Genomic DNA, 26,370 nt, shown 5'->3' with positions numbered 1-26,370 from the left:
TTGGCTGTTCTCATGGAGGATTCTCCCCCTCAATCTGAATCTGAGTTGATTCTACCAGATACGTGGGGGTGAAGGCATTACAAAATCAGTCAAAGTCGAGGCTGAAATCAAAACTAAACAGCCTCCATTGCCCAAGGAGGTGAAAGAAGTGTAAAATCGCAGTTATCCGGTACCCAGGGGTGGTCAATTTGGGTGAAAACGAGGTGGGTCGATTACTTGAAAAGTGACACGGGTCTTCAGGCGAGATTCTCTATGATAAATCGTATACGGAGTATCGTTCGCTTTTATACTATGCGGATTAGAGAGTGCTTATTTCTTCGATGAGGTCAGTCCAACGTCCGAATTGAGCCGCCCCAAGAGCCAAAGGGCATTCTCAATAGCAACAAATTCCAATTGAACTTGGGTAGCCATCGGAACAAGAGGCTTCAGGACGAGTGGAATGAATTCGGCAGCGAAAACTTCGCCTTTGAATTGCTGGATGAACTCACGCCAATCAAGGGAGAGTGTCATGACTATCAGGCGGATTTAGCCTTCTTAGAGGAACTTTGGCTGGAGAAGGTACAGCCTTACGGCGAGCGTGGATATAATGAGAGGAAGAAGAGAAGCTGAGCGAAATAGGATACTTAAACCTGCGACCTTATCTTTGCCAACTGGTTAGGACTTGGGGCTGCTACTGGTCCCCTTATGAACGCTGTAGTATTCGGCTTTATAATCTTCCAGGTTTCTCGCACGCATCGCCTCATTGCATCCCCCACAGGTTGGACGAAGATTGGTAGTATCGTCTGATCCTCCGTTAGCTTTAGATATGACATGGGCGCAATCGAAATCCGTGATGCGAATTGTTTTTTGACATACACAGCATGGTGCCTGCGCCTTATCGGCTCCAAAATACTTTTTCCACACAGTCATCTTGACTGCTTGTGGAATGGCTTTTCTCCTATTAGTGGTTTCTTCGGCCATAAATAATTCTCCCCGTTTCGACTAAATGACCTTTTCTTGAATCTTTCAGAAATCGAGTGTAGCTCTAAGTGTTTGACACCAATCTACACTAGATGCATATATCTCGTCAATCGCCTACCTTTGATCTGATCTTCTTCAAGTGAGACATGAAAAGGAGCTCTCTCAGATTCCGAAGCCTATGGGGAGCTATCTCACCTGACACCTCCAAGTCAGTCCAGACAACCCTCTGGGAACACCTTTTGGGTGAGTTATCCCTTTGCAACATCCAGAAACTCAACCGATAATACCCCAGAGGCCCATGGGTACAGCTTGGGAAGGCTGCTTGAGAAATCCCGCTAAAATGACGGATAGAATGACCATCCAGTAAAGTCTCGCCGCCACTACCACTTCTGGACCTGCCGGTTTGAATCCTTAAACGCCTCCTACCTGACGTGAACTCCGAGGAAATATGGCCACACCACAATGCCAAGGATAATCTTCCACCAGGCGAGTTGCACATATCCAATAGTGAATAGCCAACCGATGAACCAGATGACACCCATGCCGCTGTCAACCCGGACTGGCTTTGACTTATTTTCTGATCCCATAAAGCCCTCCTCTTCCTTTGCTGAGTGCAGACAGGAGATGAAGCATAAGACAACACCTAAACCACCCGTGGTATCGATCCTTCAGGTATGTAGGGCTAAGCACTTTATACCAATCTACACCAAACAAAATCTGTCGTCAATTTGACGCCCTGCAGTAAGAGAAAGACAGGGGATTATGGTAAACCTCCGCAATAACGGCTGCGGTTCTTCACCCCGCTTAGGAAGACCTTTTCCTCTTTTGCCTGTGTCAAGAAGTCTTCCTGCAGAGACGACATAGGGTGTGACGTTGCTTGGCCCTTATCTGACAACAGGCAAGCCTCTACAATCGCTGTGTGTGCTTTTACGTAAAAAGTGAATCACGCTTACTCTGCACGGTTTCATTCGCAGGAATGGATCATCAGACTCACCACCATATCGCCCCCTCTTTGTTTGCTCTCTAAAAGTATCACAATGCATCATATTGCATCACAAAATACTATTAAGTCCCACAAAGCGCTATAATGTTTCATATGCCTAAACTGGAAAAACTAAGACTGGATAGATTGCTCACTCAAGAACAACTGGCTAAACTCGCTGGCATTAACAGGGCCACTGTCTCACGGATTGAGCTGGGCGCAATCAAGCCGAGACCGTTGACCATCCGCAAGCTCGCAAAAGCCCTCGAAGTCCCGCCCCACGAAATCGAGTTCTAGCACCGCAAACCGGGATTGGTCGCTGAGAGGAGAGTTGTTTCTCTGGGCTGCTTAACACACAGGCCTTAAGACTTAGCATCTCCTAGATAAAGGGTTGCCCACAAAAAGGAGGCACTCTCTTTAAGAAGCCGAGCGTTGGCACGTTCTCCACTTGACAATAAACGAGTCTCCAGGATGCCCGTAGCGCCTCGTTTAGCTTCATCCCTGACCAGTTTTTCCCTTGAAAAGAAGTTAAACTGCCCTTCTTTTGAAAGGGCAAAATCGCCTATCAGATGGGCAAACCCACACATGTTTTTCTGACAAACGAGTGAACTTGCTTTCTGCCGCCACTTCTGGATGCCGGTGTTAGTGAACTCACCAACAAGAACAATCCACTCCCTCAATTAACCTGCTGAGCCTCAGTGCCAACATCGAATCCTCGCTGCCCTCTGGGAATATGCTTTTGGGGTAAGTTGCCCCCAACACCTTGCTCATACAGACAGATACATAACTTCTTGCCGGCATAGTAGGCAAGGACAGCCAAACGGCCGCACCTGAGGATAACCCAGGAGCAGCGAATCCAGAACGGCCTTGTGTTCAGAGTTGAAATCAGCCACCATGCGCTCCTTCGTTTGCTTGGCATCCATGCTACATCCGTTCAGTCTACCTGGTCTATTGGGGATTCCAACTTGAAGGCCATAACGTCGGTCCCCGCTAAGGTGGAATACAAATAGGCAAAGAGCACACGATCAACAAATGCATCGGATACCGGTACACACGCCTGGTGCTCAGTGCTATAATTCACCCAATGGCCGAGAAAAGTCTGACCAACGGGACAGTTTGCGAAGATGCGCTACTGGGAACTCCACTTCAAGGAATTGCGCGAATACGATGAACCTGACCGAGGGCATCACGCGCCGATGGTCGGAAGACAACTTACTGAAAGGAAGACTTATGTTCAAAACCAGGGTTACCGAAATGTTGGGGATAAAGTATCCCATTATCTGCGGTGGTATGAACATGTTATCCAGAGCTGAACTGGTAGCAGCCGTCTCCAATGCCGGCGGACTTGGACTCCTGGCCTCAGCCAACTTCGAAACAGCAGAGCAACTCCGGCAAGAGATCAGGAAAACGAAGAGTCTGACCGACAAACCTTTCGGATGCAATATCAACATGTTTCCCTCTGTGAGGCCCATTCCTAACAGAGAGTTCATAGAGGTTATCTGCGAGGAGGGAGTCAAAGCGGTGGAGACCTCCGGTCAGCGCTCCCCGGAAGAGTACGTGCCTCATCTCAAAGAAGGCAAAGTGATCATAATCCACAAGGCCGCCACATTAAGACATGCTCTCAAGGGGCAAGAGTCCGGAGCAGATATGATAGCAATCGTCGGTACGGAAAATGGCGGGGCGACCGGCCCGGAAGATGTCTCCACCCTGGTGCTTCTTCCGATTCTGGCTGACGCGGCCAAGGTGCCTGTTATTGCCGGGGGCGGGTTTGCTGATGGACGGGGACTTGTTGCCGCCTTAGCTTTGGGGGCTGAGGGAATCGTCATGGGGACTCGTTTTGTTGCCACGAAGGAATGCCCTGCCCATCCTAAATTCAAAGAATGGATGCTCAAATCTACTGAAAGAGACACCGTCGTCATAATGCGGTCTCTACAAAATACCCATAGAGTTTTAAGGAGCAAGGCTGTTGAAGATATCCAGAAACTTGAGGCGAGGGGGGCTCGCCTTGAAGAGTTGTTGCCTTTGATCAGCGGTGCAGCTTACAGGAGAGTTTTTCTGGACGGTGAGCTAGATGCTGGAATGAATAGCGTTGGCGAGGCTGTGGGGCTTGTCAGCGATGTCCCGACAGTAAAGGAATTGATCGATAGAATTGTCAGCCAGGCAGAAGCCATCATCGGCCAGCGCCTCCCTCCCATGGCAGGTTTGTCTCGCAGATAGAATATAGTCCTGTCTGGACAGAGAAAAGTCATTGCTGAGTATAACAAGCAGCACCATTGACGCAATTGTTTGATCGTGCTAGACAGCCACCCCGTCAAAGCAGGAGTTTAACAAATGTGAGTGAGCCAGCGGCCTCTCTTGAAGTGAGCGATCCTGCCCGACTTGATGACCATAATAGGTGTTCAGTATAATCCACTACGGAGTGGGGTTGCCTGTTCAGGTGATTCTGTTGACTATCTGAAGCCATCGCGCATATACTAGCTCCATCAACAATCGGAGAATAACGTGAACTCATCTGGCAGAGTAAAGTGGTGCGATCAGCTCTCCCAATATGATTCTGTTGATAGATTGTTCCTCACTCTGGGCAGGTATTGTAAAAATTATGTTGCAGCTAAAGGAGACCGAAGTGGCTGATATAAGAGAACACGGGTCTGCCCTGGCGGTGTTGATTGACGCAGATAATGCAAATCCCGCAATAGTCGAAGGGCTACTGGCGGAAATTGCAAAACTTGGATTTGCCAGTGTCAAGCGAATCTATGGAGACTGGACAACTCCCAATCTGAGTCAATGGAAAACAGCCTTGCTGGAGCACTCCATTCAACCGATCCAGCAATTTGCTTATACCACAGGGAAAAATGCCACCGACAGTGCTATGATCATCGACGCCATGGATTTGTTGTATGCAGGGAATTTTGATGGATTCTGCCTGGTATCCAGCGATAGCGATTTCACCCGCCTGGCCTCACGAATAAGAGAGTCAGGCAAAATTGTCTACGGTTTCGGTGAACAAAAAACACCACGACCTTTTGTCACCGCTTGTGATAGATTTATATATACCGAAGTTTTTGCTGCCTCTTCAACAACTGAGCAGTCGGTCAAAAGAAAATCGAGGCAGGAATTGCGACAAGACACGAAACTCCTCAACTTACTCAGATCTGCCATCGAAGCAGCATCTGACGAAAACGGATGGTCCAACCTGGGACCTGTAGGATATAACATCATCAAACAAGCCCCTGACTTTGATCCCAGAAACTACGGATATACCAAGCTCAGCGATCTGTTAACCGCGATAGCCCTCTTCAAAACTGAGCGGAGAGAGAATGTGGTTTTTGTCAAGAATGAACGCCCAGCATAGTGTCTGTAATTCGATAGGCCAATTCACCTGCCTGCAAAAGCGTTCATGTTTTGAGGGCAGTCCAGATTCCGGGAATAGTTTTTCGCACAAGGGCCTACCATACCTGCGGCCGTCGTTTCAGTTTTCACAACATGATCGGTAATATTGCCACTATCCAGCGCCAGATGACCTTCATTCCTAGTGTTAACTCTACAGTTAGTGTTAACACTAGCTGTAGAGTTAACACTAACGATTTATAGACTTGATCCTGTTACCCCATGTTCATTTTCCCTTCCGCTAAGGCTGCATCTCACACAACCAAGTATGCTTTTATGTCAAGCGTGCCAGCATTTGACAGCCAGGTTTCGGGAGCACAATTCATTCGGCGAGGAAATGAGGCAAGTCCTATTCTCTAAGCAAGCGACACAGCCAAATATGTGGTAGTGCCCGTCACACCAGAGACGCCAGCGATGTCATTAAGAACGATCTTAGCTACGTCTTCGGCATCGGCAGCCTGCAAGGTGACGATGATATCATGAGCGCCGGTGACCACATCCGCAGCTACCACCCCGGGTTTCTGGCGAATCATCTGGACCGCCTCGCGTATCTTGCTTCCCTCGCATTTCACCAGAACATATCCTTTTCTTGCCATGACACTTCACCTCCTCATTTGATGGAGTACCGGTGACGCCGAACAAGACTTGTTTTACCTGGAAACAATCTCTCGGGTGGAGGATTTGAGTTTATGCCTTTCTTGAAATCTTGTCAATAACACGCATTGCTTCCGCCTTTTATTTGTGATATACCTCTTCTGTGCCACATTCGGACCCAGGAGCCCCATGCGGCAATTTTGAATGTTTCAAGCCGAATGACAGACATAGAGTTCAACATGACCCATTGAGGTTTTCGATTCAGTCCCGGCAGCACAAGCCCGGAAGTTCGGTGGGCAGCCAGTCCCCTGAGTTCTGAGCTATAATCAAAAAACAAATCAAGGAGTGAAAGATGAAAGAACAAATCCGCTCGGCAGAACAAATGGTAAAGATGTTCAAAGAAGATACGGGGCTACTGGAAAGATTGAAAGCAGGAGATACCGTACGCGTACTTGAAGAAACAGCACCCAAGGCGGTGGAAAGAGCCGATATAGAAATCGCCTATTTTGGCGACAAACTGGTCTACCGTATTGCTGTCGGTGTTCTCGGCTCGCTGGCGATATTAGCAGCGATCGGCTCCATTGTACTTGTGCTTCAAGACAAGACTACCCCGGAAGTTCTTGTGGCTCTGGGATCAGCTGCGGTAGGCGCTTTGGTTGGCCTGTTTGCGACCCCTCCCAAATAGACGGCTGATCGCGGAGAATCCAGAGTGGCCTCCCATAAAATCCAAGGCGGCTCATTCAAAATCTCAACGCGAGCGGACTTGCAATTGTTCCGGCGAAATATCAGAATATAGGGCATGGAGCTATCGACTCTCGGCTTGGATGACTGGTTTCAACGAAAGCGATTTGAGTTAAACAAACCCGGCTTTCGCATGGCTCGCGTTACTGCCGTCAACAGAGACAATTACCTGGTAAGAAATGAAGCTGGTGAAGTTCTAGCCGAACTCACCGGAAGGCTAATGTTCTCCGCAGAATCTGCCCTTGATCTTCCCGCAGTCGGAGATTGGGCATGGGTTCAATACACCAACTCCGATACGTTTGCCATTATCGATGATCTGCTCCCAAGGAAATCGGTGTTAAGGCGCAAAGCCGCCGGTAAGAGGGTAGACTACCAGATCATTGCCTCAAACATTGATACGGCCTTCATTATGCAGTCATGCGACTTCAACTTCAATCTGCGCAGACTGGAACGATATCTGGTGATGGCCAACGACGGCAATATCGAGCCGATGCTTCTTCTGAGCAAAAGCGATCTGATCAGCCAGGAGGCTTTGGAGCAGAGAATTGCAGCGGTCAGGGATGCAAACATCCGTTGCGAGATCATCGCTTTCAGCAACCAAACCGGGGCAGGGTTAGACAGCATCAGGCAGGTGATGGAACCCGGCAAAACCTATTGTTTACTCGGTTCATCGGGAGTTGGCAAAACCACTCTTTTGAACCACCTCATCGGACGGAACGCGTTTGAAACAAACCTTGTCCGCCCGAAAGACGGCAGGGGAAGACATACCACGGCGCGCCGCCAACTGATTGTCCTTGACGAGGGAGTTATGCTGATCGATACTCCCGGGATGAGGGAACTGGGGAATATCGGCGTCACCACAGGCATTGACGAGAGCTTCGCTGATATTCTGGAGCTCTCCAAAGGATGCCGATTCACTGATTGCACCCACACCAGTGAAGTCGGGTGCTCCGTTCTGCAGGCCGCCCAGGATGGGATTTTGGACCAGGCCCGGTACCAGAGCTACCTGAGATTACGCAAAGAATCCGAACACTATGAACTGTCCTATGTTGAAAAACGCAAGAAGGATCGGAAGTTCGGGCAGTTCATCAAGGCGGCCAAGAAACAGGTCAAAAACAAATAGGCAACGACTGCTGAAGACTGATTCCGTTTTCGGAGCCATTTGGTATCGCACTTTGCGTCCCGACCCTTGGCGTAGTAAAATGGCATCGTAATCCAGCATCAGGAGGAATGCCGGGGAGGCCCGCTAAAGGAGATCAATCATGACAGAGCAATCCTACGATCTGGAGTTCAAAGGATACTGGCCGGAAGAAAATCGGTGGAGCATTCCGGCAATATCAGGAATCTACTGTGTATATGAGTGTACGTTCGATCCTCAAAGCAAATTCGTATCGCTCAACGAACTGATCTACATAGGCGGGGCTGATGACGTCAACAGCCGAATCGCCACCCACGAGAAGTATCCCTTCTGGAAAAAGCACGTTCTCCCCGGCAACGAGTTATACTTCTCATGCGCCCTGCTCAATGCAAAATATCGCGACCAATGCGAGGCCGCTATGATCTTCGAGCATAAGCCGCCGGAGAATCACGAACACCACCGTTCTTTTCCCTTCGACCGAACCATCGTTTCCCTCTCGGGAAAGACCGAACTCCTCCACACCCACTTCACCGTCGAGAAAAGTGCATGACCGAGGCAAAGAGACTGCGTCCTATGACTCCTGGAACATAGTGGATCGGATACTGAGGAATACTTTCAATGCCTTAGCTGGCAAAGACTAAGTAGGACTTACTACTGGGGAAGCTTGTAGCACTCCGTGCCACACTTGCAAGTTCAGCAGGGCTTGAGCAGACACACCTTTCCTTCAGGCTGGCTATTGACCTGCCATTCACATGTGCCATCCAGAGAGGGAATTTCTGCCAAGAAAGCCGGAACTAGCTTGTCCCAATCAATATCGCCCGGAGCGCCATCCGCCGTGGGCCATCTTCCATTGGCACTATGGTAGCTATCCAGCGCCACCTGTATGGAATCCCGTTGCACTTCACAGGTTGTCGGTACATGAGTTGGCGTTGGCGTCGAGGTAGGAGTAGGAGTAGGGATAGTAGTGGTTGGAGTGAGCGATGCCGATGGCGTAGGTGTAGAAGTATCAGTTGGCGTGGGCGAAACCGCTGTGGCCGTAGGGGTACCGGAATCATCGCCATCACATGCGGCAAACATCAGCCCTGCGATGACAAGCCCGATCAGCACCGTTATGATCACACTTCGTTTGCACATTTGAAACAATTATACTCCGAGAAATAATTGTACTCAATAGGGATAGCCCCCAGCTATATCACCAAGGCTCGCCCCCGTGCTATATCCCCTTCAAGAGTCAAAGGCATGCGTCACCTTCCCTTTCACCATTTTGAGCCCCAATGGATTCAAAAGGTCGGGAGAATACTCCGCGATGAAAAGCGTCATCTCTTCGAGTATCTGCGCCTCTCGCGCTTCAAAACTCAGTCGCTCCCCCAAACGGTAATGACGATCTCTGTACAGCGTCACCGTCAACTCCGGAAAACAACTGCCAAAACCGATTCCCTTAACCCCCATTGTCACCACAGAATCGGGAATCTCTTGCGTGATGGGTAGTTTCCGCTTCAGCTCCGCTTGCAGCTTGCTATTGGGTTTTGCGGGATTGAAACCTGCCTTTGCCAGTTCTGCATCGCTGATCAGTTCAATGAAGTTCTCAGGTTCTCTCCCAAATGCCTTGTTGAAATGCTCCCACCGAGACTGGGCATCGGCTTGCATCCACTGGATGACTCTTTCCGATGTATTCATATTCGGTTTGGTGAACAGCAGTTGCATCAGTAAGCGCAGCCTTTGACGTCTGGCCCGCCCGATGATGGCACCGGTCTCGTACATCGACCACGAGACGTTCAGCAGGTCCGAATATAAGATATAAGGTTTCCCCAAAAGCCTTCGGCTTATGCTCCTTTTCAGCGGCTCCGCCGCCAGATGACTGATCAGCCTGGCTGATGCAACCGCTTTGAATTCAGTCTCCATACCTGCTCCATGATGTGAATTGGCGATCACATCGGATCGTCCCTACTGACCTCTTCTACTTAATGTCCGCATGATAGCTCTGCAGAGACTTTACCTTCGACCTTCCCGTGCGATACGCGGCGATCCCCTTGGCAGCAGCATAAGCTCCAGCCAATGTGGTGATATAAGGCACTTTATATTTGATGGCCGTCTTGCGAATATAGGAGTCGTCATACTGACTGCGCTTGCCGGCCGGTGTATTGATCACCAGTTGAATCTGTTTGTTAGTGATGGCATCCACAATGTTGGGGCGGCCTTCCTGCAATTTAAGAATGCGCTCGGAGGCGATGCCACTTTCTTCCAGGAACTCTTGCGTGCCCTCCGTTGCCTTTATCCTGAAGCCGAGCTGGGAGAATTGCCTGGCCACCTCGGATACGGCCGGATCATCTTTCTCCCAGACTGTGATCAGCACTGTCCCCTCGGTCGGAAGCAACTGCTGGGCGGCCTCCTGCGATTTGAAGAACGCCAGTCCGAACGAATCGGCAATCCCCAGCACTTCACCCGTAGAGCGCATCTCCGGACCGATGACCGGATCGACTTCCGGGAACATGTTGAAGGGGAAAACCGCTTCTTTGACCCCGTAATAGGGAACCGATCTCGGCCGGGTATCAAGATCGGCGAGCTTCTTCCCCAGCATCGTCTGAGTGGCCATGCGCGCCATCGATACGTTGCAGACTTTGGAAACCAGCGGCACGGTTCGCGACGCTCTCGGATTGGCTTCCAGAACATACACGATGTCATTGCAAATGGCGTACTGCATATTCATCAGGCCCACCACCTGAAGCTCTTTAGCGATCCTTTTGGTGTAATCGTTGATGGTTTCGATGTGCTTTGGAGGAATGCTGACGGGCGGAATCACACAAGCGGCATCTCCGGAGTGGACCCCGGCGAATTCGATGTGCTCCATTACAGCCGGAACAAAGATATCGATACCATCGGCAACAGCGTCGGCTTCAGTCTCGATGGCATGTTCCAGGAACTTATCGATCAGGATCGGCCGGTCCGGTGTAACGCCCACAGCCGCACCCATGTATTCCCGCATCATCTCATCGTCATGGACCACCTGCATCCCCCGCCCGCCCAGCACATAAGATGGGCGCACCATCAAGGGATAGCCGATCTGCCCTGCTATCTCCAGCGCCTGGCTTACATTGCTGGCCATGCCGGAACGAGGCATGGGAATATCCATCTTTTCCATCATCTTGCGGAATCGATCCCGGTCCTCCGCCAGGTCGATCATATCCGGCGAAGTGCCCAGGATATTAACCCCGGCTGCCGCCAGTTCAGCGGCGATGTTCAGCGGCGTCTGTCCCCCGAATTGAACGATCACGCCCTCGGGCTTTTCCTTTTCATAGATACTCAACACATCTTCAACCGTCAGAGGTTCAAAGTAGAGTTTATCGGAAGTGTCATAGTCAGTTGATACCGTCTCCGGATTGCAGTTGACCATGATCGTCTCCAGCCCCATATCGCGAAGGGCAAAAGCGGCATGGACACAACAATAGTCAAACTCGATTCCCTGTCCGATCCGGTTAGGTCCGCCACCAAGAACCATCACCTTCTTCCGATCACTCCGAGAAGTCTTGTCCGGCGCATTGTAGGTCGAAAAGTAATACGCTGCATTCTCTACACCGCTCACCGGCACCGGCTCCCATCCCTCAACGATCCCGATGTCAGTGCGTCGGTCTCGAATCTCCTTCTCCGGAATACCCAGAATCTGGGCCAGGTATCGATCGGCAAAGCCGTCTTTCTTGGCCTGGATCAGCAACGCATCCGGCAACTTCTTGCCTTTATGTTGGAGTATCTTCTCCTCCATCTCCACCAGTTCTTTCATCTGGGTGATGAACCAGGGCTTGATATAAGTCTTCTTGTAAAGCTCCTGCACATCGGCGCCCTTACGCAGAGCCTCGTACATGATGAACTGCCGTTCGCTCGAAGGCTCCTTGAGCAAGTCCATCAGCTCAGCGAGCGATTTCTTATTGAAATCCTTGGCAAAGCCCAGCCCATAACGGCCATTCTCTAGTGAACGAATGGCCTTCTGGAAAGCCTCTTTGTAATTCTTGCCGATGCTCATCACCTCGCCGACGGCACGCATCTGGGTTCCGAGTTTATCCTGAGCATCTTTGAATTTTTCAAAGGCCCACCTGGCAAATTTGACCACCACATAGTCGCCTGAAGGAGTGTATTTCTCCAGCGTCCCATCCCGCCAATAGGGAATCTCATCGAGCGTGAGTCCGGCAGCAAGCTTCGAGGAGATCAGCGCGATTGGAAATCCGGTGGCTTTGGAAGCAAGCGCTGATGAACGGGAGGTTCGCGGATTGATCTCGATCACCACTACCCGTCCGGTGTTGGGATCATGGGCAAACTGGATATTGGTCCCCCCGATGACCTGTATGGCCTCGACGATCTTGTAGGAATAATCCTGCAGGCGTTTCTGGAGTGCGGGATCGATGGTGAGCATCGGAGCTGTGCAATAAGAGTCTCCGGTGTGCACTCCCATCGCATCCACGTTCTCGATAAAACAAACGGTGATCATCTGGTTCTTGGCGTCCCGGATTACTTCCAGTTCCAGTTCTTCCCAGCCCAGAACCGATTCTTCAATCAGAATCTGCCCGACGAAGCTCGCGGCAATGCCACGGCTGGCAACCAAACGCAGCTCCTCCACATTATAGACCAGCCCTCCACCGGTTCCCCCCATGGTATAGGCCGGCCGCACCACCACCGGATAGCCAAGTTCCGCAGCCACTTTTTCCGCTTCCTCAACGCTGTAAGCCGCCTGGCTTTTCGGCATCTCGATACCCAGTCGATTCATCGTTTCCTTGAATGCAATCCGGTCCTCTCCGCGTTCGATGGCGTCCACATCCACGCCAATGACTTTGACGCCGAACTTCTCCAGAACCCCGGATTTAGCCAGTTGAGAGCTAAGGTTCAGGCCGGTTTGGCCGCCCAGGTTCGGCAAGAGCGCATCCGGGCGTTCCTTCTCGATGATCTGGGCCATCGTGGCCACATTGAGCGGCTCAATATAGGTTACATCTGCCATGCCGGGATCGGTCATGATGGTGGCCGGGTTCGAGTTCACCAGCACGATCTGGTATCCCAGTGCTCGGAGGGCTTTGCAAGCCTGGGTTCCCGAATAGTCGAACTCGCAAGCCTGCCCGATCACGATCGGCCCCGACCCGATAATCATTACCTTCTTGATGTCATCCCGCCTTGGCATATTCAACTCCTGAAATTATTTCTTCTCGCAGAAACTCCTCGCCCTTGATGGGAGATTTATGCACTACTACAGATTCACCGGCACGCCTTTCGATTTGAGGTATTCCTTGACCTGACGAACGGTGAACGTTCCAAAATGGAAGACCGAAGCGCCCAGGACCGCTTGCGCGTGTCCTTCCTTGACCGCTTCATAGAAATGCTCCAGCGTGCCTGCGCCTCCGCTGGCGATGACCGGTAATTTGGTAGCATCGGCAATCGAACGCGTAAGGTGCAGATCGAATCCGGCCTTGGTGCCGTCAGTGGCTTTGCTCGTAGGAAGGATCTGCCCTATACCGAGCGCAGCCATCTCTTTGGCAAACTCGACGGCGTCTTTGCCGGTGGCCGTGCGCCCGCCATCAATATAGACCTCACGCTTGGATGGCAGTTTCCTGTTCTCATCGGCATCGATGGCAATCAATATCCTCTTGGCCCCGTACTCTTTGACCGCCTTCTTCACCATCTCAGGGTCCCGGTAGGCAGCGCTGGAAATGGAAACACAGCTCGCTCCCGATTTCAGTGCTTCCTCGATATCCGTCAGCGATTTGATCCCCCCACCGACCGTCAGCGGCACCTTAACCACTGCGGACACTTTTTTGAGGACATCGAACATCGTCCGGCGTCCCTCGATGGTGGCGGTGATATCCAGAAAAGCGATCTCGTCCGCTCCGCCTTCAGAATAGGCGCGTGCTGCTTCCACGGGATCGGCCGCATCGCGCAATTCCACAAAGTGAACCCCCTTGACCACCCGACCCTGTTTCATATCCAGACACGGGATCACTCTTACAGTCTTCATTTCATTCCTCCTCTAGAACAGTGCTTCCATGATCTCTTCCAACCGCCCGATTCCCTTGATCTCATACGGAAAGCGCGGCAACTCAACCACCGGCCGGCCGCCGCTCCTGTCATGAATAATCTTGATGTATCCCTCCTGCTGTTCCTGTTTGGTGCGCAGAAAACCGGAATCCACTGTCTTGATGACGTTATTGATGATCAACCGGTTGATGGGAAGGCGGTTCTGAGAGAACTCGGCGAATATCCCTTCCAGTTGACGGACGGAGAGCGCCTCGGGAATCACAACCAGGTTATACTCCACATCCCGCTTGAGAAAGGCGATATCCTCATTGGAGAGCTCGGCCCACTCCTTGATGATTTCCATAATGGGGCGCTTGCTCCGTTTCCCCAGCAACAGCTTGGAATAAATTTTCGGCGCCGGCTTCAGATGTTCGCCGATCATCGATGGAGCCCTCAGGAGATCGAATGTCTGCCCCAGGGGAGCCGTGTCCCAGACGATTTTCTGGTAGCTGCCGCTTCGGGTAAGGCCTTTGATATAGTCGACCATGAACTCTTCCCGCAGTCCGGGCAGGATGGAGGTGATGAAATCCACAAACGCCTCATATTCGATGGCCACCAGCGCGGAGAAGATCTCGTAAACGTCACGGCCGAACTTCCTGTTCCACATGTCCTTGACTTCGTCGAGGCCCAGCTCCGCCAGATGGAGATTTTGGAGGACCTGCACCGGCTTCTTCTGCTTCCCATCGATCTCAAAGATGTCCGAAAGGGAAGGCGTAGGATCGGTGGAGATCACCAGCGTGTCCAGCCCCTTCTTGGCGTAATGAAGTGCAGTGGCTCCGGCGCAGGTTGTTTTGCCAACCCCACCTTTCCCACCGAACATGATCACCGGTTTTTCAGTCAAAGGCCTTCGCTCCCTTCAGCGTAGTCCTTGTAGCTGGACCAGCAATAATCTGATGGAGTGGAAGCTAAACCAGCCTTCACCGGATTTCCGTGCATGTATTCGAGTTTCTCCCAGAGTTTTCCCTCGGTATAGATATTGAAATCATAGAAACCGGGCTGCCACAGATGGAAGTGCCTTGGGGTAGCTTGGCCGACGTCGGCCAAGCTACCCTTGTATTCAGCGCCATCGCCGTAAAACAATTGCCTTTTGACTCTTTTACTGGTCATCGTTTTGATGCTATTCATGATCTTCGATATCGCCAACTCCGGCTTTGCTTCCGCATCCCACCAAATCAACGCGTGGAGATGATCCGGCATGATCACATAACCCAGCAGGTGAAATCCATATCTCTCAGCGTAAAACACCAACTCTTCATGCAGAATCCCGGCAAGCTTTTCGTTCTTGAAACAGGGATAGCTTTCATAAGTCCTCGTGGTGACAAAATGCGCATAGGAAGTGTCATTAAACTTCGGCAGATTCTGATGAACCTTCATTTTCCTATCGGCAATAGGCATGGCCGACATCGGCCATGCCTACCCATTCTGCAGCAGCCAATCGCAATAGTAGCACCTCAGAACCTGTGGGCCAGCACCCGGAACCCGATAGAACTTCTTGGGTGCGTATTTTTCCGTATTGGTGACACACTGCCGGTTGGAACACACCACATCAGACACATCCTTTGCCAGTTTGATGAGATCCCTCCTCGGCTTCTGTTCGATCTTCGGTTCCACCACACCGAGAAGCAATGCAATCAAAGCCATCCTCACCGGAACCCCATAGCCTGCCTGCCTGAAATAGGCCGCCCGCTCATCCTGATCAAACTCGTATGCCAGCTCATTGGTCCGGGGAAGCGGATGCATGATGATGGCGTCCTTCCTGGACTTCTCCAGCAGATGCTGGTTGATTCGATAGCTTTCCTGGGCAGCGGTGTTGACATCCTGACCGGAGATTCGTTCCCGCTGCAACCGGGTAAAATAGAACACATCGATGCTTTCCAGCAGGAGGTTGGAGAATCCTTTCTGGTGTTTCACGGTCAGCGCACTTTCCCCAACGATTTCCGCCAGCGTCCGGTATTCGGTGATCTTTCCCTTATAAGCCTTGATGCCATCATGGATATGCTCCGGCAACTCGAATCCGGGCGGCGCGATACAGGTGACATGAGCCCCGAACCGAGCAAGCGCAATGGCCAACGAGTGCACCGTTCTGCCGTGACGCAAATCCCCACACAATGCCACGTTTTTGCCCTTGATACTTCCCCTCTCCTTGCCGATGGTATAGAGATCAACCAGCGTCTGAGTTGGGTGCTCGTGGGCGCCATCACCGCCGCTTATGATAGGAACACTGCAATGCTCTGCGGCCAGCCTCGTGGAACCATCCAGAGGATGACGCATGACGATGATGTCCGCATATTTATCCAGAACCCTCACCGTATCAGAGATCGTTTCCCCTTTGGTCGCCGAGGAAGTCACCTGAGCCTCCGCATGGCTGACCACATTGCCTCCCAGCCGATGCATGGCCGTCTCAAAAGAGCTTCGGGTACGGGTGCTGGGTTCATAGAATATGGTGTAGAGTTCCTTGGATTGGCAAAGATCAAGCCGCTTCTTTTCCTTGAGTGCAGAGTTCATCTCATCGGCCAGGTCCAGTACCGCCTGTATCTCTTCATTGGAGAAGTCATTGATCGAAATCAGATCACGTCCGGCAATCGTCATTGGCGATCTCCTTTGGCGGCAAAGGCCGCCTCGTCCCTTAAGAGGACAACCTCATCCTTGCCATCGATCTCTTTGACCCTCACCTGCACCCGTTCCCGCAGAGAGGAAGGGATATTCTTCCCCACGAAATCCGCTTTGATCGGCATCTCCCGATGCCCGCGGTCGATCAGCACAGCCAGTTGGACGATCCTTGGCCGACCCCACTCCATCAGCGCATCGATGGCTGCACGAGCGCTCCTTCCGGTGAAGAGCACATCATCGACCAGCACCACCCTTTTATCAGTAACACTGGCAGGCATGTCGCTGGGTTCGATGGAGAGGTCTTCCTTGCGCAGATCCAAGTCGTCTCGATGGAGAGTAAAATCGAGCCCGGCAACCGGGGCTTCCGTGCCGTTGATATCGCGTATGGCAGAGGAGATGCGCCTGGCCAAGGGAATGCCCCGGGTGCGCAGCCCGATGAGGAGTAATCCATTCTGATTTTTGTCTTTCTCAATGATCTCGTGAGCCAGGCGAGTCAGCGTTCGCTGGATATCCTGCTCCGATAAGATGATGCTTTCAGACATAAAAAAACCTCTCGCCGAGATTCGGCAAGAGGAATTCTAGCAACTCCAATGGAGAATGTTTCGATTCTGCTTTCCCTTGCCGGCCTCTCGGAACTGGCTTAAAGGTCTCTTGGGGAATTATAACAGCTTGAGTGGTTTTTTCCAATGCAATCAAAGGTCATTCCCGATCAGGTCGGGAATGACCACAGGATTCGGGGCTGTCCCTGCACATTATGTCGAGCTAGAAAACATGCAGGGCCTTGAGATCGAACCCCATAAATCCCTTCCCCTCCCACTAGGCCCATTTCGATGATTGAACACACCGGGAAGAAACTGAGATCGCAACCGCCCCAGCCGATTAGCCAAGGTCCTCTGAAACTGTCACAGAGGATTTTTGCGGCCTAACATGGCACATCACACCCCAATTGTAGGTTATCCCCAGCCAACATTTGATGGTCACCCTCAATATGTTTGGGTGATGTCAATGTTGCGTGCTTCAGCAGCGCGCAATACCATTAAAGGTAGCACAACATCTCAAGTTCATGAGACTGCATATCCGAGGAATCCGATGACCTCTCGATTGAACATTATTCTGCTGGCTCTGCTGGCCATTGGGATGGCATTATTCCTGCTGTGCCATTTCATCTGCATTTGGATCTATGGCGAGTTCTACATCTATGAATCCAATGTACTCGTCTTGACGCTGGAAACAGCAATGATCATTGGCATCTTGGGGTTTAGCGCTTACTGCGTTGTCAAGGAATTACAGAAGTTTCAGCGCTCGTCGTCGCTGGACAGAGAGCCACACTGAGTTCGTTACACCGCCAGCACAACACGATGGAAAAACCCCAGACCGACAAGCAGATCACGATATCAACCAGATCCCACGCCAGCTGCTTCAGTGCGCTAACGTCTGCCTAAAAATCAGAAGACGTGCAGGGCCTTGATCTCAAATCCCACGAACACCTCTTCCCCCTCCGCCAGGCGCATCATCTCGAACTCCCGACGGGTGAGCAGGCAGACAAACTCCGGGGGCACATTCACCGAGACATAGACCACCGATCCCTTGTTTGAAACGGAAGTGACGCGCCCCTGAAAAGAAACGCGGGTATCATCGGCCATCGGTTTGGCGGAGAGGAGAACATCTTCCGGGCGGATGGAGACATGGCGCTCACCTCGCAGGGAAGTGGTCACGGGCACTTTCAAGCCCTGGATGTGCATCATCGGGTGCATTCCCTCGCCATCCCGGATATCGCCGCTGAAGATGTTACGCGCCATCAGAAAGCGGGCCACGAACTCGGAGTTGGGCTGGCGAAAGACTTCATCAACGGTTCCCACCTGGGCCAGAACTCCCCGGTCGAGAACGGCGATCCGGTCTCCCATAGAGAACGCTTCCTCGAAATCGTGGGTCACGTGGATGATGGTCAATCCCAGCTTTCGATGCAGCAGAAGTATCTCTTGCTGTACCTTTTCCCTTGTCTCAGGGTCCAGCGCGCTGAGCGGCTCATCCAGCAACAGCACCTTGGGTTGGACCGCCAGGGCGCGGGCCAGAACCACTCTCTGGCTTTCCCCACCACTCAACGTATCCGGCTTGCGCTCCAAGAGGTGAGAGACTCCCAGCAGATCAATCACCCACTGCGATTGCGTTGCCGCTTCGGACTTCGATAGCCCCCTCTGGCGCAATCCAAAGGCGATATTTCCCAGCACTGAAAGGTGCGGAAAGAGGGCCTGATCCTGATAGGCAATACTGATGCCTCGCTTCTCCGGCGCTACATGGGTCACTTCGACTCCGTCGAGCCGTATCTGTCCTTGCGTCACCGGGTTCAGCCCGGCAATGGTTTCAATTAGGGCCGTTTTGCCCGCTCCCGTCGGACCCAGCAGGACAAAATACTCCCCCTTTTGAATGTTAAGGGTAATATTCTGAAGGCGGAAATCTCCCAGGCGGACACTGATGTTCTTTATGTCAATCAAGGCCGGCCGCCTTTCTGGGTGAGGTATCTCAAGGCGATGAAGATCGCCAGACAGACCAGAAGCAGCACGACCGCAACGTTCCTGGCACCATCCAGTCCCTGCGTCTCATAACGTTGATAAACCAGCGTCGGGGCGATCATGGGATAGTAAGCGATGATAATTACTGCGCCGAACTCGCTCACCCCTCTGGCCCACATCATCACCCCACCCGACATGATACTTCTCCCCGCCAGGGGCAAAGACACCTGAAAGAAGGTTTGCCGGGGAGAGGCGCCCAGCGTTCGGGCCACCTTCTCCAGTCTGGGGTCGACGCTCTTGAATCCCTCTTTGGCGGCGTTGATCAGAAACGGGATGCTGACGAACATCATGGCAATGACGATGCCGGGCACCGCATCGAAAAAGTCCAATCCAAAAGCATGAAAGAATTGGCCGCCGAAGAAATTGGAGCCGAATACGAACAGGAGGGCAATACCCGCCGCCGTGTGAGGGATCACCACCGGCAGATCGATAATGGCCTCGACCACCTTCTTTCCGGGGAAATCGCGGCGGGCCAGGAGATAGGCCAGCGGCACTCCGAAGATCATCCCCACTGCCGCTGAGATAAACGACGCGTAGAGGGTTAGCCAGATGGCATCTCTGACCTCTTTATCATCAAGCAGGGCATCGAGCACATCGCCGGGGCTGGAGGCGAACACCATTTTCAGCAGAGGGACCAAAATGAAGAGCAGGATGACCAGCCCCAGCGCGGCGAAGACGATTGTGAACTTGTGGGTTGAAAGGAATCTCGTCAATTGTTTTGATCTCCAGTAGGGGCGGGTTTGAAACCCGCCCCTACAAGGATTCACGAAGGCGACGTCACCAGCGCAGGCGCGTTCTCCGGTCTGTCGACAATCGGCGGGATCAGGGATGGCTGATATGCCTTAGAAAGCACCTCGCACCCCTCCGGTGAAAGCACGAACGCCACAAATTCCGCCGCTACATCAGGGTGTGGAGCATTCTTGGGAATGGTCATAGCATAGAGAATACGCTCTCCACGAAATTCGGGGATCACCGTTGCAAAGCGCTGGAAGGAAAGGCTGCAGGTGACTTTCCCGTAGGAATCCGCATAATCCGGCGAACTCAGGTCGATCTCCGGCGGCAGTTCAACAAACTTCAGCCCGTGCTGCTGGGCCATGCTCTCATACATGAAGGCATAGTCGATATCGCCGCTATCGATGGTAGCCAGAAGCCCTATACTTGATCCCCGAACGGTCAACCTCTTGGATCGCGCCGTTGCCGGTAAAGAAATGGTGTATTTCCCATTATCTGAGGTCACCGAGACTTTGGGTGAGAAATCACCCATGACCTTCTCGAAAATGGTGTCGTCATTGTAGTAGAGTTCCGCCAACTGGCACATCATCAGGGCCCGGTATCCGCAGGAATCAAACTGGGGATCGGAAGTGCCGACTTTGACGTTCGATCTCGATATCACCTCATACCAGTTGGAGCTGTTGATTTCGTCGGCGTATTTGCCGGAGGGTTTGTATGCCAGACCCAGCCGGTTGGTGCCGAATTTCACATACCAATCGGCATAGGGAATATTGGTATCCGGCATCGGCTTATCATACATCATCATGGGCAGGAGAGACCAATCGGCCACTGCGATCACATCAAACTCATGATACAGCTCGGTCACGTGCCGGATGGCCTGAATGCTGCCATGCCCTTCAATAAGCACATCGACATCCGGATGCCGTTCTTCAAACGCCTTCTCTATGGCAGTGAAAGGAACCATCAGGCTATCGGCATTGATAACCTTGAGCGTCGTTTTGTGAGAAGATCCGCATCCGCCCCCGGAAAAGGCCGAAAGCAGAATGGCCGCTAAAGCGACAAAACTCACCCATCGATTTCTTGTGTTCATAGATTTGTCCTCACCCCCCGAATCCTGAATGCTGACCGCTGATGGCTGTAGAGATCACTCCTCCAGCTTCTCAACCTCTATCCCATCCACCCACTTGACCCAGTATTGCCCCTCGATGAGGAGTTTGTCATCAGGTCCTATCCGAGCGATTCGCAACGGTTGGCCGTCATCATAGCTCAGGGGCTTGCCGTTTTGTTCGTACATCAGAACGAGCCTAGATTCTCCGTGAGAGACGACCTCCATCGTATCAGGATCATAGGTATCGAAATTCCCCAACACCCGGTCATAATCGTAGACGGACGAATATCCATCGATGGCTGACACGAAGACAACATCCTCCGGTGTAACGCCGCCAACAAGGTCACAGAGATCGGTCAATAAGACACCCTTCACTTCGTAGGGGCCATAGATCAAGCCGGTGGTGGTGAAATATCCCCCAAATCCCTCATAGGCAGGCAAATGCTTGATTTCATCATAACTCAGGATTTCCTGGGCACCGTTGGGCCCGGTAATGTTAAGCTGCCAGTCGATGTCATCTCCGTTCGTATCTTCTTCCCAAGGCTCAAGATAAACCAGCACCGATGCAAGAATAAGCAATATACCTACTGCGGCAATAATCTTGGTTTTCATGCCTCTTTTCTCCCCTTTATCCAAACATAGCCAGTCACGCCGATGAAAGTCAGACCTACCACTCCCAGCACGATGGGAATCCAGGGCGTCGAGTCATCGTCGTCATCATCACCCGCGGAAGCGCTATCCGACTTGAGTTCAATCTTCAGATTCGGATCGATGCCGCCGCTGTAGATTCTTATCTCCTTAATCCATTTGCCGGAAAGCCCGTTGGTGCTGGGATAGAGGCCTTCGTAGAAATGCTGGTATTTCTCTTCCGGCAAGGCCATTTTCATATCGGTATTGCCGAACACATATTTGCCTTCCGGATTGGGGGTCCCGGCCATGAACACGATTTGAAGAGCTGTACTATAGCCATTCTTGGCGGGATAACCCTCGCCGTAGCGTTCCCCAATGAGCGCATCTTCCCCATTAAACCAGCAAAGGGCAATGATCCCTTGCCGATCCAGCGGCTCATAGATGTTCGAATAGGCAAACTCGGTATGCCATGCATCAACCGCCACCATCATCACTTCATCGCCGGGGCTCATCCCACCCACCGTGTCGCACAGGTCTTTGACGCTGGAACCCTGCACCGCGCCCTTGTCCTTGAGGTTGTTGATCTCATCCGGATCCCAGAGATCGCCTTCAAAAATAGGGCCTTGATGATAATAGTGGATATTGCCGTCTCCATAGACATGCAAGTTCGCTTTCATCCATTCGTAGGTGACCGTCTTTTCGGCGATCACGGTGACGCCATCATGTGCATATTTGACGATGTGCACCTCGGTGGTGGCTCCGGCTGCCAGCGCCGGAGATGCCAAGAATAATTGAACCGTGAGAATTGACAGGAGAACCAAGATGGAGAAGACTGGTAACAGTAATTTCTTTAGCATTTTTCGCCCCTTTCGATATCCATTTCATCGTTTCTCTCTGGAAGAACGTAGTTGTTATGGCTTCAGACAAACCTTCCATGTTGGTGCAGTGTTTGCGGTCTATTTACCCCACATTTCCCCCTTCGCAATTTTCAGATTTCTCTCGCCACGCCCTTTTTCACAAGTTCACTGCCAGGTATCTCCCCAATGCAAACCGATTGCTGCCACATCCGATATATTGATCACTCCGTCTGTATTCACATCTTCTGAAATCCAGCCGGGATTACCGGTCAATCCCCACTTCAACCCCACTTTCACTACATCCCCGATATTGCAGATGTGGTCGCCATTCAGGTCCCATTGCGGCTGAGTCCCTGGCAAAATCATTACGAAGGTATCATAGACCGTACCCGGTGGGTACGTGGTCGTTACCTGGGTACCGTCGGCAGAAATGTCCGCAACGCGAATAATCTGCACTGTGGCAGTGTTGCCGGGAGGGTTTATTCTAACCTTCGCGTATGCCATGCTGTTTTCCAGACTGTTCTGGTAGCCTTCGTACTTTGTCGGATTGAGCAGGCCCGGCGGACCGCCCCCTGTTCCCATCACAGCATAGTGGATGCCGTTTTCCAGATAGTGCTCATAGGCATGGATATGCCCATTCCAGACAGCCGCTACATCATGCGTCTGGAACAGATCCTCCCATTCTTCCTGAAGATTAGCCCAGCCACCGAAATGATTGGGGTCAGAAGTGTACATCGGATAATGGAATGACACGAATTTCCAGGGCTTGCTGTTATCGAGGTCGCTACCCAGCCAGGCAGCCTCGGTATCACTGGTATTGATGCTGTCGAGCACGGTAAAGTGAGCATCGCCACAATCAAAAGAGTAGTATGGCGCAATCCCGAAGGCACCATAGAAGAGAGCGCTGTTCTTTTCATGATTACCCAGTGCCGGGTAGACTGTCGTGTTCGCCATCAGCTGGCGACTGACATCGAAGTAGCGGTCCCAGTCAGTAATTTCATTGCCATTGTTCACCAGGTCTCCGCAATGAAGCACAAATGCGATATCCTGTTCCGCAGCCACAGCATCGGCAACCAGCTTATACCGTTCATACTGGCTGAATGATGGCAACTGGTCCTGAGTGTCCCCATAGACTATGAAGGTAAATGGACCTGAAGTGGGGAAAGTGCGGAAGTGATAATCATCAGAAAAACCGGCGCCATCATTCAGCCGGTAGTGATAGACCGTGTCCGATTCAAGCCCCGTGAGCGGGAAGTTGTGCATCGTATCGGGATCAGTGTGTGCCGCTGCCCAAGGATAGCTGTGATGCTCATTGTAATAGGCATCGGTAGCCCATTCCAGGTTCATGGTTGTCGGCTCGCTGGTCTTTGCGTTGATGACAACACTGGTTGCCGTAGTCCCGGTGATGTAAGGGCCCCACATCAAAGCTAGCGGTTCTAACTGGGCTGCGGCCGGTGCTGTTGACACAAAAGAGACCAGCATGATAGATGCCATCACCGCCAGCAAGAAGACGCCGACACGGTTCCCAATCCATCTATTCATACGCATTTTCAACTATCCGCCTCTTGACAGGTATTGTCATTGTTTTTTTAATGCGTTGCCTGATTGGTCAGTTATGACTACGTTCGAAAGGGTCGGCGCCGCCACTCCATCGGCAATGGCTGTAAAATGATAACTGAATAACACCCCTTTTCCCTTCGCGCCACCTTCCTGAGTGCCCAGGATAGCGATGCCAATGCTTGAGACTTGCCCGTTTTCATTATCAATGACAGGCCCCGGGAAAAGAACGGCGGTGCACCCGTTGGCAGATGCCCAATCTCTATAGAAATCGCCCTCGGTTACCCCGTCGCATCTTGTCATCTTCGGATCAAAAGTGAGAGTGCACTGAGCCCCGCGCGAGGGGACTTCAGTATCTATCAGCACATCGAAAGTGAACGTATCACCAATGCGCACATCTCTGCTGATGGGATTGATGGCAGCACCCGCCTCGGACGGAGATGAAGATGTGCCACATGACGCCAACACAAGTAACGTGCTTAATAAGATAGCGCTTAGAAGGCTTATTTCGATAGCCTCCCGTTTAGTAACTATTAGATTCAATTCACTTCTCCTCAAACAATATTGAACTGCGATTCCAATCAGGCGATCAGAAACACATCCCCCTACCATGTGTCCGTTGTTCCGCCCATCTGTATGCTAAGAAAGCTCTGATGAAGTCCTGATCAACCCCCTAACCCCCACTCTTGGGGGAAGAAGAGAAATCTGGGGGACACCCCCAGACCCCCGGCAGGAAGAATCCTGCACCACTTGATCAGAGGCTCCCTAAGTAATCAGTGCTTCACAACGGCTGATCACGGAGCGTACGATCTGTCTCTTCTGAATACCTCCCAATAACTGCGTTCCTGGTGTTAGGAACATCATTGCGATTCCTTTTCAACCACAGTGATTTTGGTGACGCCTTCCGGATACAATTCAGGGTCATATTCCACCGAGACAACCAGATCGCAGCCCGACGCGTTGACTATCTCTATGTTCGACGGCAGCTTGTCCTGACTTGTAAATACCAGTTTACCGGTTGTAGTCTCAATTCGGGTTTTGATGGCGGCATTTGCGAACTTCGCCCTGCTTGATAATGAGTCTGCCTGCGAATCTCCGGCAATCACTTTCCTCTCCGCCGAGCTAAGCGCAGTTGAACTCGGTGTTTGGGGTGAGATTGCCGCTCTAACCGAAGAGCGCCTTCTCCGCACAATGAAAAATATCACGATCGCTGCCACCACCAACTCTGACAGTATGATAATAGCAGCGAGACTCCAACCTATACCCTTGTTCTCCCTGGCCAGTATGGAAAAAGTAGTGAAGTGGTCAATGTACCCTGTGATGCTATGACTTTTCGGATCAGCCACATAGTTGCACTCGATCCACTCTCCCTTTTGAGCGTCAAAATAGGCCAGGATCAATTCGCTTGATTTGACACCCCGGGGAAGCAAGTTGGGATCGTAATTGAAGATAGCGCTCATCGGCGGACTAAAGATTGCCCCGGGTGGGCCAAGATCGATAGCAAACCCCACAAGACGCTTGCCGGACGGCGGTGGGGATGGTGTTGCATTGGGCTGTATGGTTATCGCCTGTAACGGTTCCCCGTCTTTTGTCAGTGCCCTTGCACCAGTTCCAATCTCCAGCCTGAGCGTCCACCCGTTCTCACCGTACCGGATGTCTCCTTGGTCAACGCTCATCTGCAAAACGCCCTCGGAATTCACCGTAGCAGACAGGTCAATAACGGTGGGCTGGGAATCACTTTCCTGAGTTGGTGTCACTGTAGGCGTGAGTGGCGGAAGTGCAGTCTCAGTCGATGGGTTGACTGTATCCGTGGTTTTCGTTGGAGGTACAGGCGTTGTAGACGAAGGCCTGGGCACAGCCGGGGATGTCATTGGGGGTGCAGTTACGGTCGACGGTGAAATAACGAGTACTTGCCCATTATTTACAGTGGGACTGGATACGCTCTTTCCACTCTGGTTCGTAAGCACCACATTAGACAAGACGATAACTGAAGTCCCGGTAACTCCCGTCTTTGCGGTCATATGATAAATGCAAAACTCACCACTGCCGGAAGGCCCGCCAGTTCCTCCACCCATGATGGCAATGCCCACATCGGTAACCCGGCCGGCATCATTGTGGATCACCGGCTGAGGGAAGACCACGGCAGACCCGCCATGGGATTGAACCCAACTATGATAAAAACTCCCTTCAGTTACACCATTGCACTGCACCAAGGCGGCATTGAAGTTCAGGGAGCACTGCCCTCCCCTGGATGGAGTATCCGTGTTCAACGTTACAACGATATCAAAACTTTCCCCCGGACTTACTGTCTGCGCTGCTGGGGATATGCTCATGCCACTACCAGACGCTACAGCCAACTCGTGAGCTATCACGAATGAACCGCCCAGGATCAGGAGCAATAGGATGCTTATGACTAATTGCCGTTTTCCAGATATCTTCAACAACCCGATCTCTCA

The 26,370-nt window shown here is 51.9% G+C and carries 28 protein-coding genes; 8 read left to right on the top strand and 20 right to left on the bottom strand.

The annotated features are described in order from the left end of the window. Window positions 1-393 precede the first annotated feature (393 nt). Entirely contained in the window at window positions 394-609 is a 216-nt protein-coding gene (locus PHV74_04355) for a hypothetical protein (GenBank protein MDD5093598.1), read from the top strand. A 45-nt stretch (window positions 610-654) separates the two neighbouring features. Here the strand turns inward: PHV74_04355 and PHV74_04350 are convergent, their stop codons facing one another. Together PHV74_04350 and PHV74_04345 are read right to left on the bottom strand one after the other, a co-directional pair. Further along, window positions 655-960: an HNH endonuclease gene (locus PHV74_04350; GenBank protein ID MDD5093597.1), complete on the bottom strand. Its 306-nt coding sequence runs from the start codon at window positions 958-960 to the stop codon at window positions 655-657. A 422-nt stretch (window positions 961-1,382) separates the two neighbouring features. Beyond that, window positions 1,383-1,547, bottom strand: a complete 165-nt coding sequence (locus tag PHV74_04345) for a hypothetical protein (protein MDD5093596.1) — start codon at window positions 1,545-1,547, stop codon at window positions 1,383-1,385. Window positions 1,548-2,056: 509 nt separating this feature from the next. Between PHV74_04345 and PHV74_04340 the strand changes: the two genes are divergently transcribed. After that, entirely contained in the window at window positions 2,057-2,239 is a 183-nt protein-coding gene (locus PHV74_04340; GenBank protein MDD5093595.1) for a helix-turn-helix transcriptional regulator, read from the top strand. Window positions 2,240-2,304: 65 nt separating this feature from the next. Here the strand turns inward: PHV74_04340 and PHV74_04335 are convergent, their stop codons facing one another. Further along, complete coding sequence (locus PHV74_04335) at window positions 2,305-2,622, bottom strand: hypothetical protein (protein MDD5093594.1); 318 nt, start codon at window positions 2,620-2,622, stop codon at window positions 2,305-2,307. 487 nt (window positions 2,623-3,109) lie between these two features. Between PHV74_04335 and PHV74_04330 the strand changes: the two genes are divergently transcribed. Further along, window positions 3,110-4,159 carry a nitronate monooxygenase gene (locus tag PHV74_04330; protein MDD5093593.1) on the top strand — a complete coding sequence of 350 codons (1,050 nt, stop codon included), beginning with the start codon at window positions 3,110-3,112 and terminating at the stop codon, window positions 4,157-4,159. 382 nt (window positions 4,160-4,541) lie between these two features. Next, on the top strand, window positions 4,542-5,294 hold the full coding sequence (locus PHV74_04325; protein MDD5093592.1) for an NYN domain-containing protein: 753 nt from the start codon (window positions 4,542-4,544) through the stop codon (window positions 5,292-5,294). A 391-nt stretch (window positions 5,295-5,685) separates the two neighbouring features. Here PHV74_04325 and PHV74_04320 read toward each other — a convergent pair whose 3' ends face one another. Then, complete coding sequence (locus PHV74_04320; GenBank protein MDD5093591.1) at window positions 5,686-5,925, bottom strand: Lrp/AsnC ligand binding domain-containing protein; 240 nt, start codon at window positions 5,923-5,925, stop codon at window positions 5,686-5,688. Between the two features lie 350 nt (window positions 5,926-6,275). Between PHV74_04320 and PHV74_04315 the strand changes: the two genes are divergently transcribed. The 3 genes from PHV74_04315 to PHV74_04305 all read left to right on the top strand — a co-directional run bounded on the left by PHV74_04315 (window position 6,276) and on the right by PHV74_04305 (window position 8,352). After that, the gene (locus PHV74_04315) at window positions 6,276-6,608 is read left to right on the top strand and encodes a hypothetical protein (protein ID MDD5093590.1); all 333 of its coding nucleotides are present in this window, start codon (window positions 6,276-6,278) and stop codon (window positions 6,606-6,608) included. Between the two features lie 114 nt (window positions 6,609-6,722). Beyond that, window positions 6,723-7,787, top strand: coding sequence for a ribosome small subunit-dependent GTPase A (rsgA, locus tag PHV74_04310; GenBank protein ID MDD5093589.1), 1,065 nt, complete (start codon window positions 6,723-6,725; stop codon window positions 7,785-7,787). A 139-nt stretch (window positions 7,788-7,926) separates the two neighbouring features. Beyond that, window positions 7,927-8,352: a GIY-YIG nuclease family protein gene (locus tag PHV74_04305; GenBank protein MDD5093588.1), complete on the top strand. Its 426-nt coding sequence runs from the start codon at window positions 7,927-7,929 to the stop codon at window positions 8,350-8,352. A gap of 143 nt (window positions 8,353-8,495) precedes the next feature. On the opposite strand, the gene PHV74_04300 is transcribed toward PHV74_04305, so the two are convergent. From PHV74_04300 to pyrR, 8 genes are all read right to left on the bottom strand, one after another. Beyond that, window positions 8,496-8,936, bottom strand: coding sequence for a hypothetical protein (locus PHV74_04300; protein MDD5093587.1), 441 nt, complete (start codon window positions 8,934-8,936; stop codon window positions 8,496-8,498). Between the two features lie 90 nt (window positions 8,937-9,026). After that, complete coding sequence (locus tag PHV74_04295; GenBank protein MDD5093586.1) at window positions 9,027-9,704, bottom strand: hypothetical protein; 678 nt, start codon at window positions 9,702-9,704, stop codon at window positions 9,027-9,029. A gap of 55 nt (window positions 9,705-9,759) precedes the next feature. After that, window positions 9,760-12,960: a carbamoyl-phosphate synthase large subunit gene (carB, locus tag PHV74_04290; GenBank protein ID MDD5093585.1), complete on the bottom strand. Its 3,201-nt coding sequence runs from the start codon at window positions 12,958-12,960 to the stop codon at window positions 9,760-9,762. 66 nt (window positions 12,961-13,026) lie between these two features. After that, entirely contained in the window at window positions 13,027-13,791 is a 765-nt protein-coding gene (gene hisF / locus PHV74_04285; protein MDD5093584.1) for an imidazole glycerol phosphate synthase subunit HisF, read from the bottom strand. A gap of 12 nt (window positions 13,792-13,803) precedes the next feature. Next, window positions 13,804-14,670 carry an ArsA family ATPase gene (locus PHV74_04280; GenBank protein ID MDD5093583.1) on the bottom strand — a complete coding sequence of 289 codons (867 nt, stop codon included), beginning with the start codon at window positions 14,668-14,670 and terminating at the stop codon, window positions 13,804-13,806. Between the two features lie 17 nt (window positions 14,671-14,687). Further along, window positions 14,688-15,254: a transposase gene (locus PHV74_04275; protein MDD5093582.1), complete on the bottom strand. Its 567-nt coding sequence runs from the start codon at window positions 15,252-15,254 to the stop codon at window positions 14,688-14,690. Window positions 15,255-15,263: 9 nt separating this feature from the next. Further along, on the bottom strand, window positions 15,264-16,439 hold the full coding sequence (pyrB, locus tag PHV74_04270) for an aspartate carbamoyltransferase (GenBank protein MDD5093581.1): 1,176 nt from the start codon (window positions 16,437-16,439) through the stop codon (window positions 15,264-15,266). Then, window positions 16,436-17,002: a bifunctional pyr operon transcriptional regulator/uracil phosphoribosyltransferase PyrR gene (gene pyrR, locus PHV74_04265; protein ID MDD5093580.1), complete on the bottom strand. Its 567-nt coding sequence runs from the start codon at window positions 17,000-17,002 to the stop codon at window positions 16,436-16,438. The genes pyrB and pyrR overlap by 4 nt, the downstream gene beginning before the upstream one ends. Window positions 17,003-17,459: 457 nt before the next feature. On the opposite strand from pyrR, the gene PHV74_04260 reads away from it, so the two are divergent. Further along, entirely contained in the window at window positions 17,460-17,792 is a 333-nt protein-coding gene (locus tag PHV74_04260; GenBank protein ID MDD5093579.1) for a hypothetical protein, read from the top strand. Window positions 17,793-17,905: 113 nt separating this feature from the next. Here the strand turns inward: PHV74_04260 and PHV74_04255 are convergent, their stop codons facing one another. The 8 genes from PHV74_04255 to PHV74_04220 form a co-directional block, all read right to left on the bottom strand. Next, window positions 17,906-18,952 carry an ABC transporter ATP-binding protein gene (locus tag PHV74_04255; protein ID MDD5093578.1) on the bottom strand — a complete coding sequence of 349 codons (1,047 nt, stop codon included), beginning with the start codon at window positions 18,950-18,952 and terminating at the stop codon, window positions 17,906-17,908. Then, window positions 18,949-19,743, bottom strand: coding sequence for an ABC transporter permease (locus PHV74_04250; protein MDD5093577.1), 795 nt, complete (start codon window positions 19,741-19,743; stop codon window positions 18,949-18,951). The genes PHV74_04255 and PHV74_04250 overlap by 4 nt, the downstream gene beginning before the upstream one ends. A gap of 50 nt (window positions 19,744-19,793) precedes the next feature. Next, the gene (gene wtpA, locus PHV74_04245) at window positions 19,794-20,852 is read right to left on the bottom strand and encodes a tungstate ABC transporter substrate-binding protein WtpA (protein MDD5093576.1); all 1,059 of its coding nucleotides are present in this window, start codon (window positions 20,850-20,852) and stop codon (window positions 19,794-19,796) included. Window positions 20,853-20,906: 54 nt separating this feature from the next. Beyond that, window positions 20,907-21,482: a molybdopterin-dependent oxidoreductase gene (locus PHV74_04240; protein ID MDD5093575.1), complete on the bottom strand. Its 576-nt coding sequence runs from the start codon at window positions 21,480-21,482 to the stop codon at window positions 20,907-20,909. Next, complete coding sequence (locus PHV74_04235) at window positions 21,479-22,357, bottom strand: argininosuccinate synthase (protein ID MDD5093574.1); 879 nt, start codon at window positions 22,355-22,357, stop codon at window positions 21,479-21,481. The genes PHV74_04240 and PHV74_04235 overlap by 4 nt, the downstream gene beginning before the upstream one ends. A 165-nt stretch (window positions 22,358-22,522) precedes the next feature. Continuing rightward, entirely contained in the window at window positions 22,523-23,899 is a 1,377-nt protein-coding gene (locus PHV74_04230) for a metallophosphoesterase (protein ID MDD5093573.1), read from the bottom strand. Window positions 23,900-23,935: 36 nt separating this feature from the next. Continuing rightward, a complete protein-coding gene (locus PHV74_04225; protein MDD5093572.1) occupies window positions 23,936-24,457 on the bottom strand; it encodes a cohesin domain-containing protein in 522 nt (173 codons plus the stop codon). Between the two features lie 317 nt (window positions 24,458-24,774). Beyond that, window positions 24,775-26,247, bottom strand: coding sequence for a hypothetical protein (locus tag PHV74_04220; GenBank protein ID MDD5093571.1), 1,473 nt, complete (start codon window positions 26,245-26,247; stop codon window positions 24,775-24,777). Window positions 26,248-26,370 lie beyond the last annotated feature (123 nt).

This window comes from Dehalococcoidia bacterium, from assembly GCA_028711995.1.
In the GTDB taxonomy this organism is placed as follows: Bacteria; Chloroflexota; Dehalococcoidia; order SZUA-161; family SpSt-899; genus JAQTRE01.
This window is presented reverse-complemented; position numbering and strand designations above follow the sequence as displayed.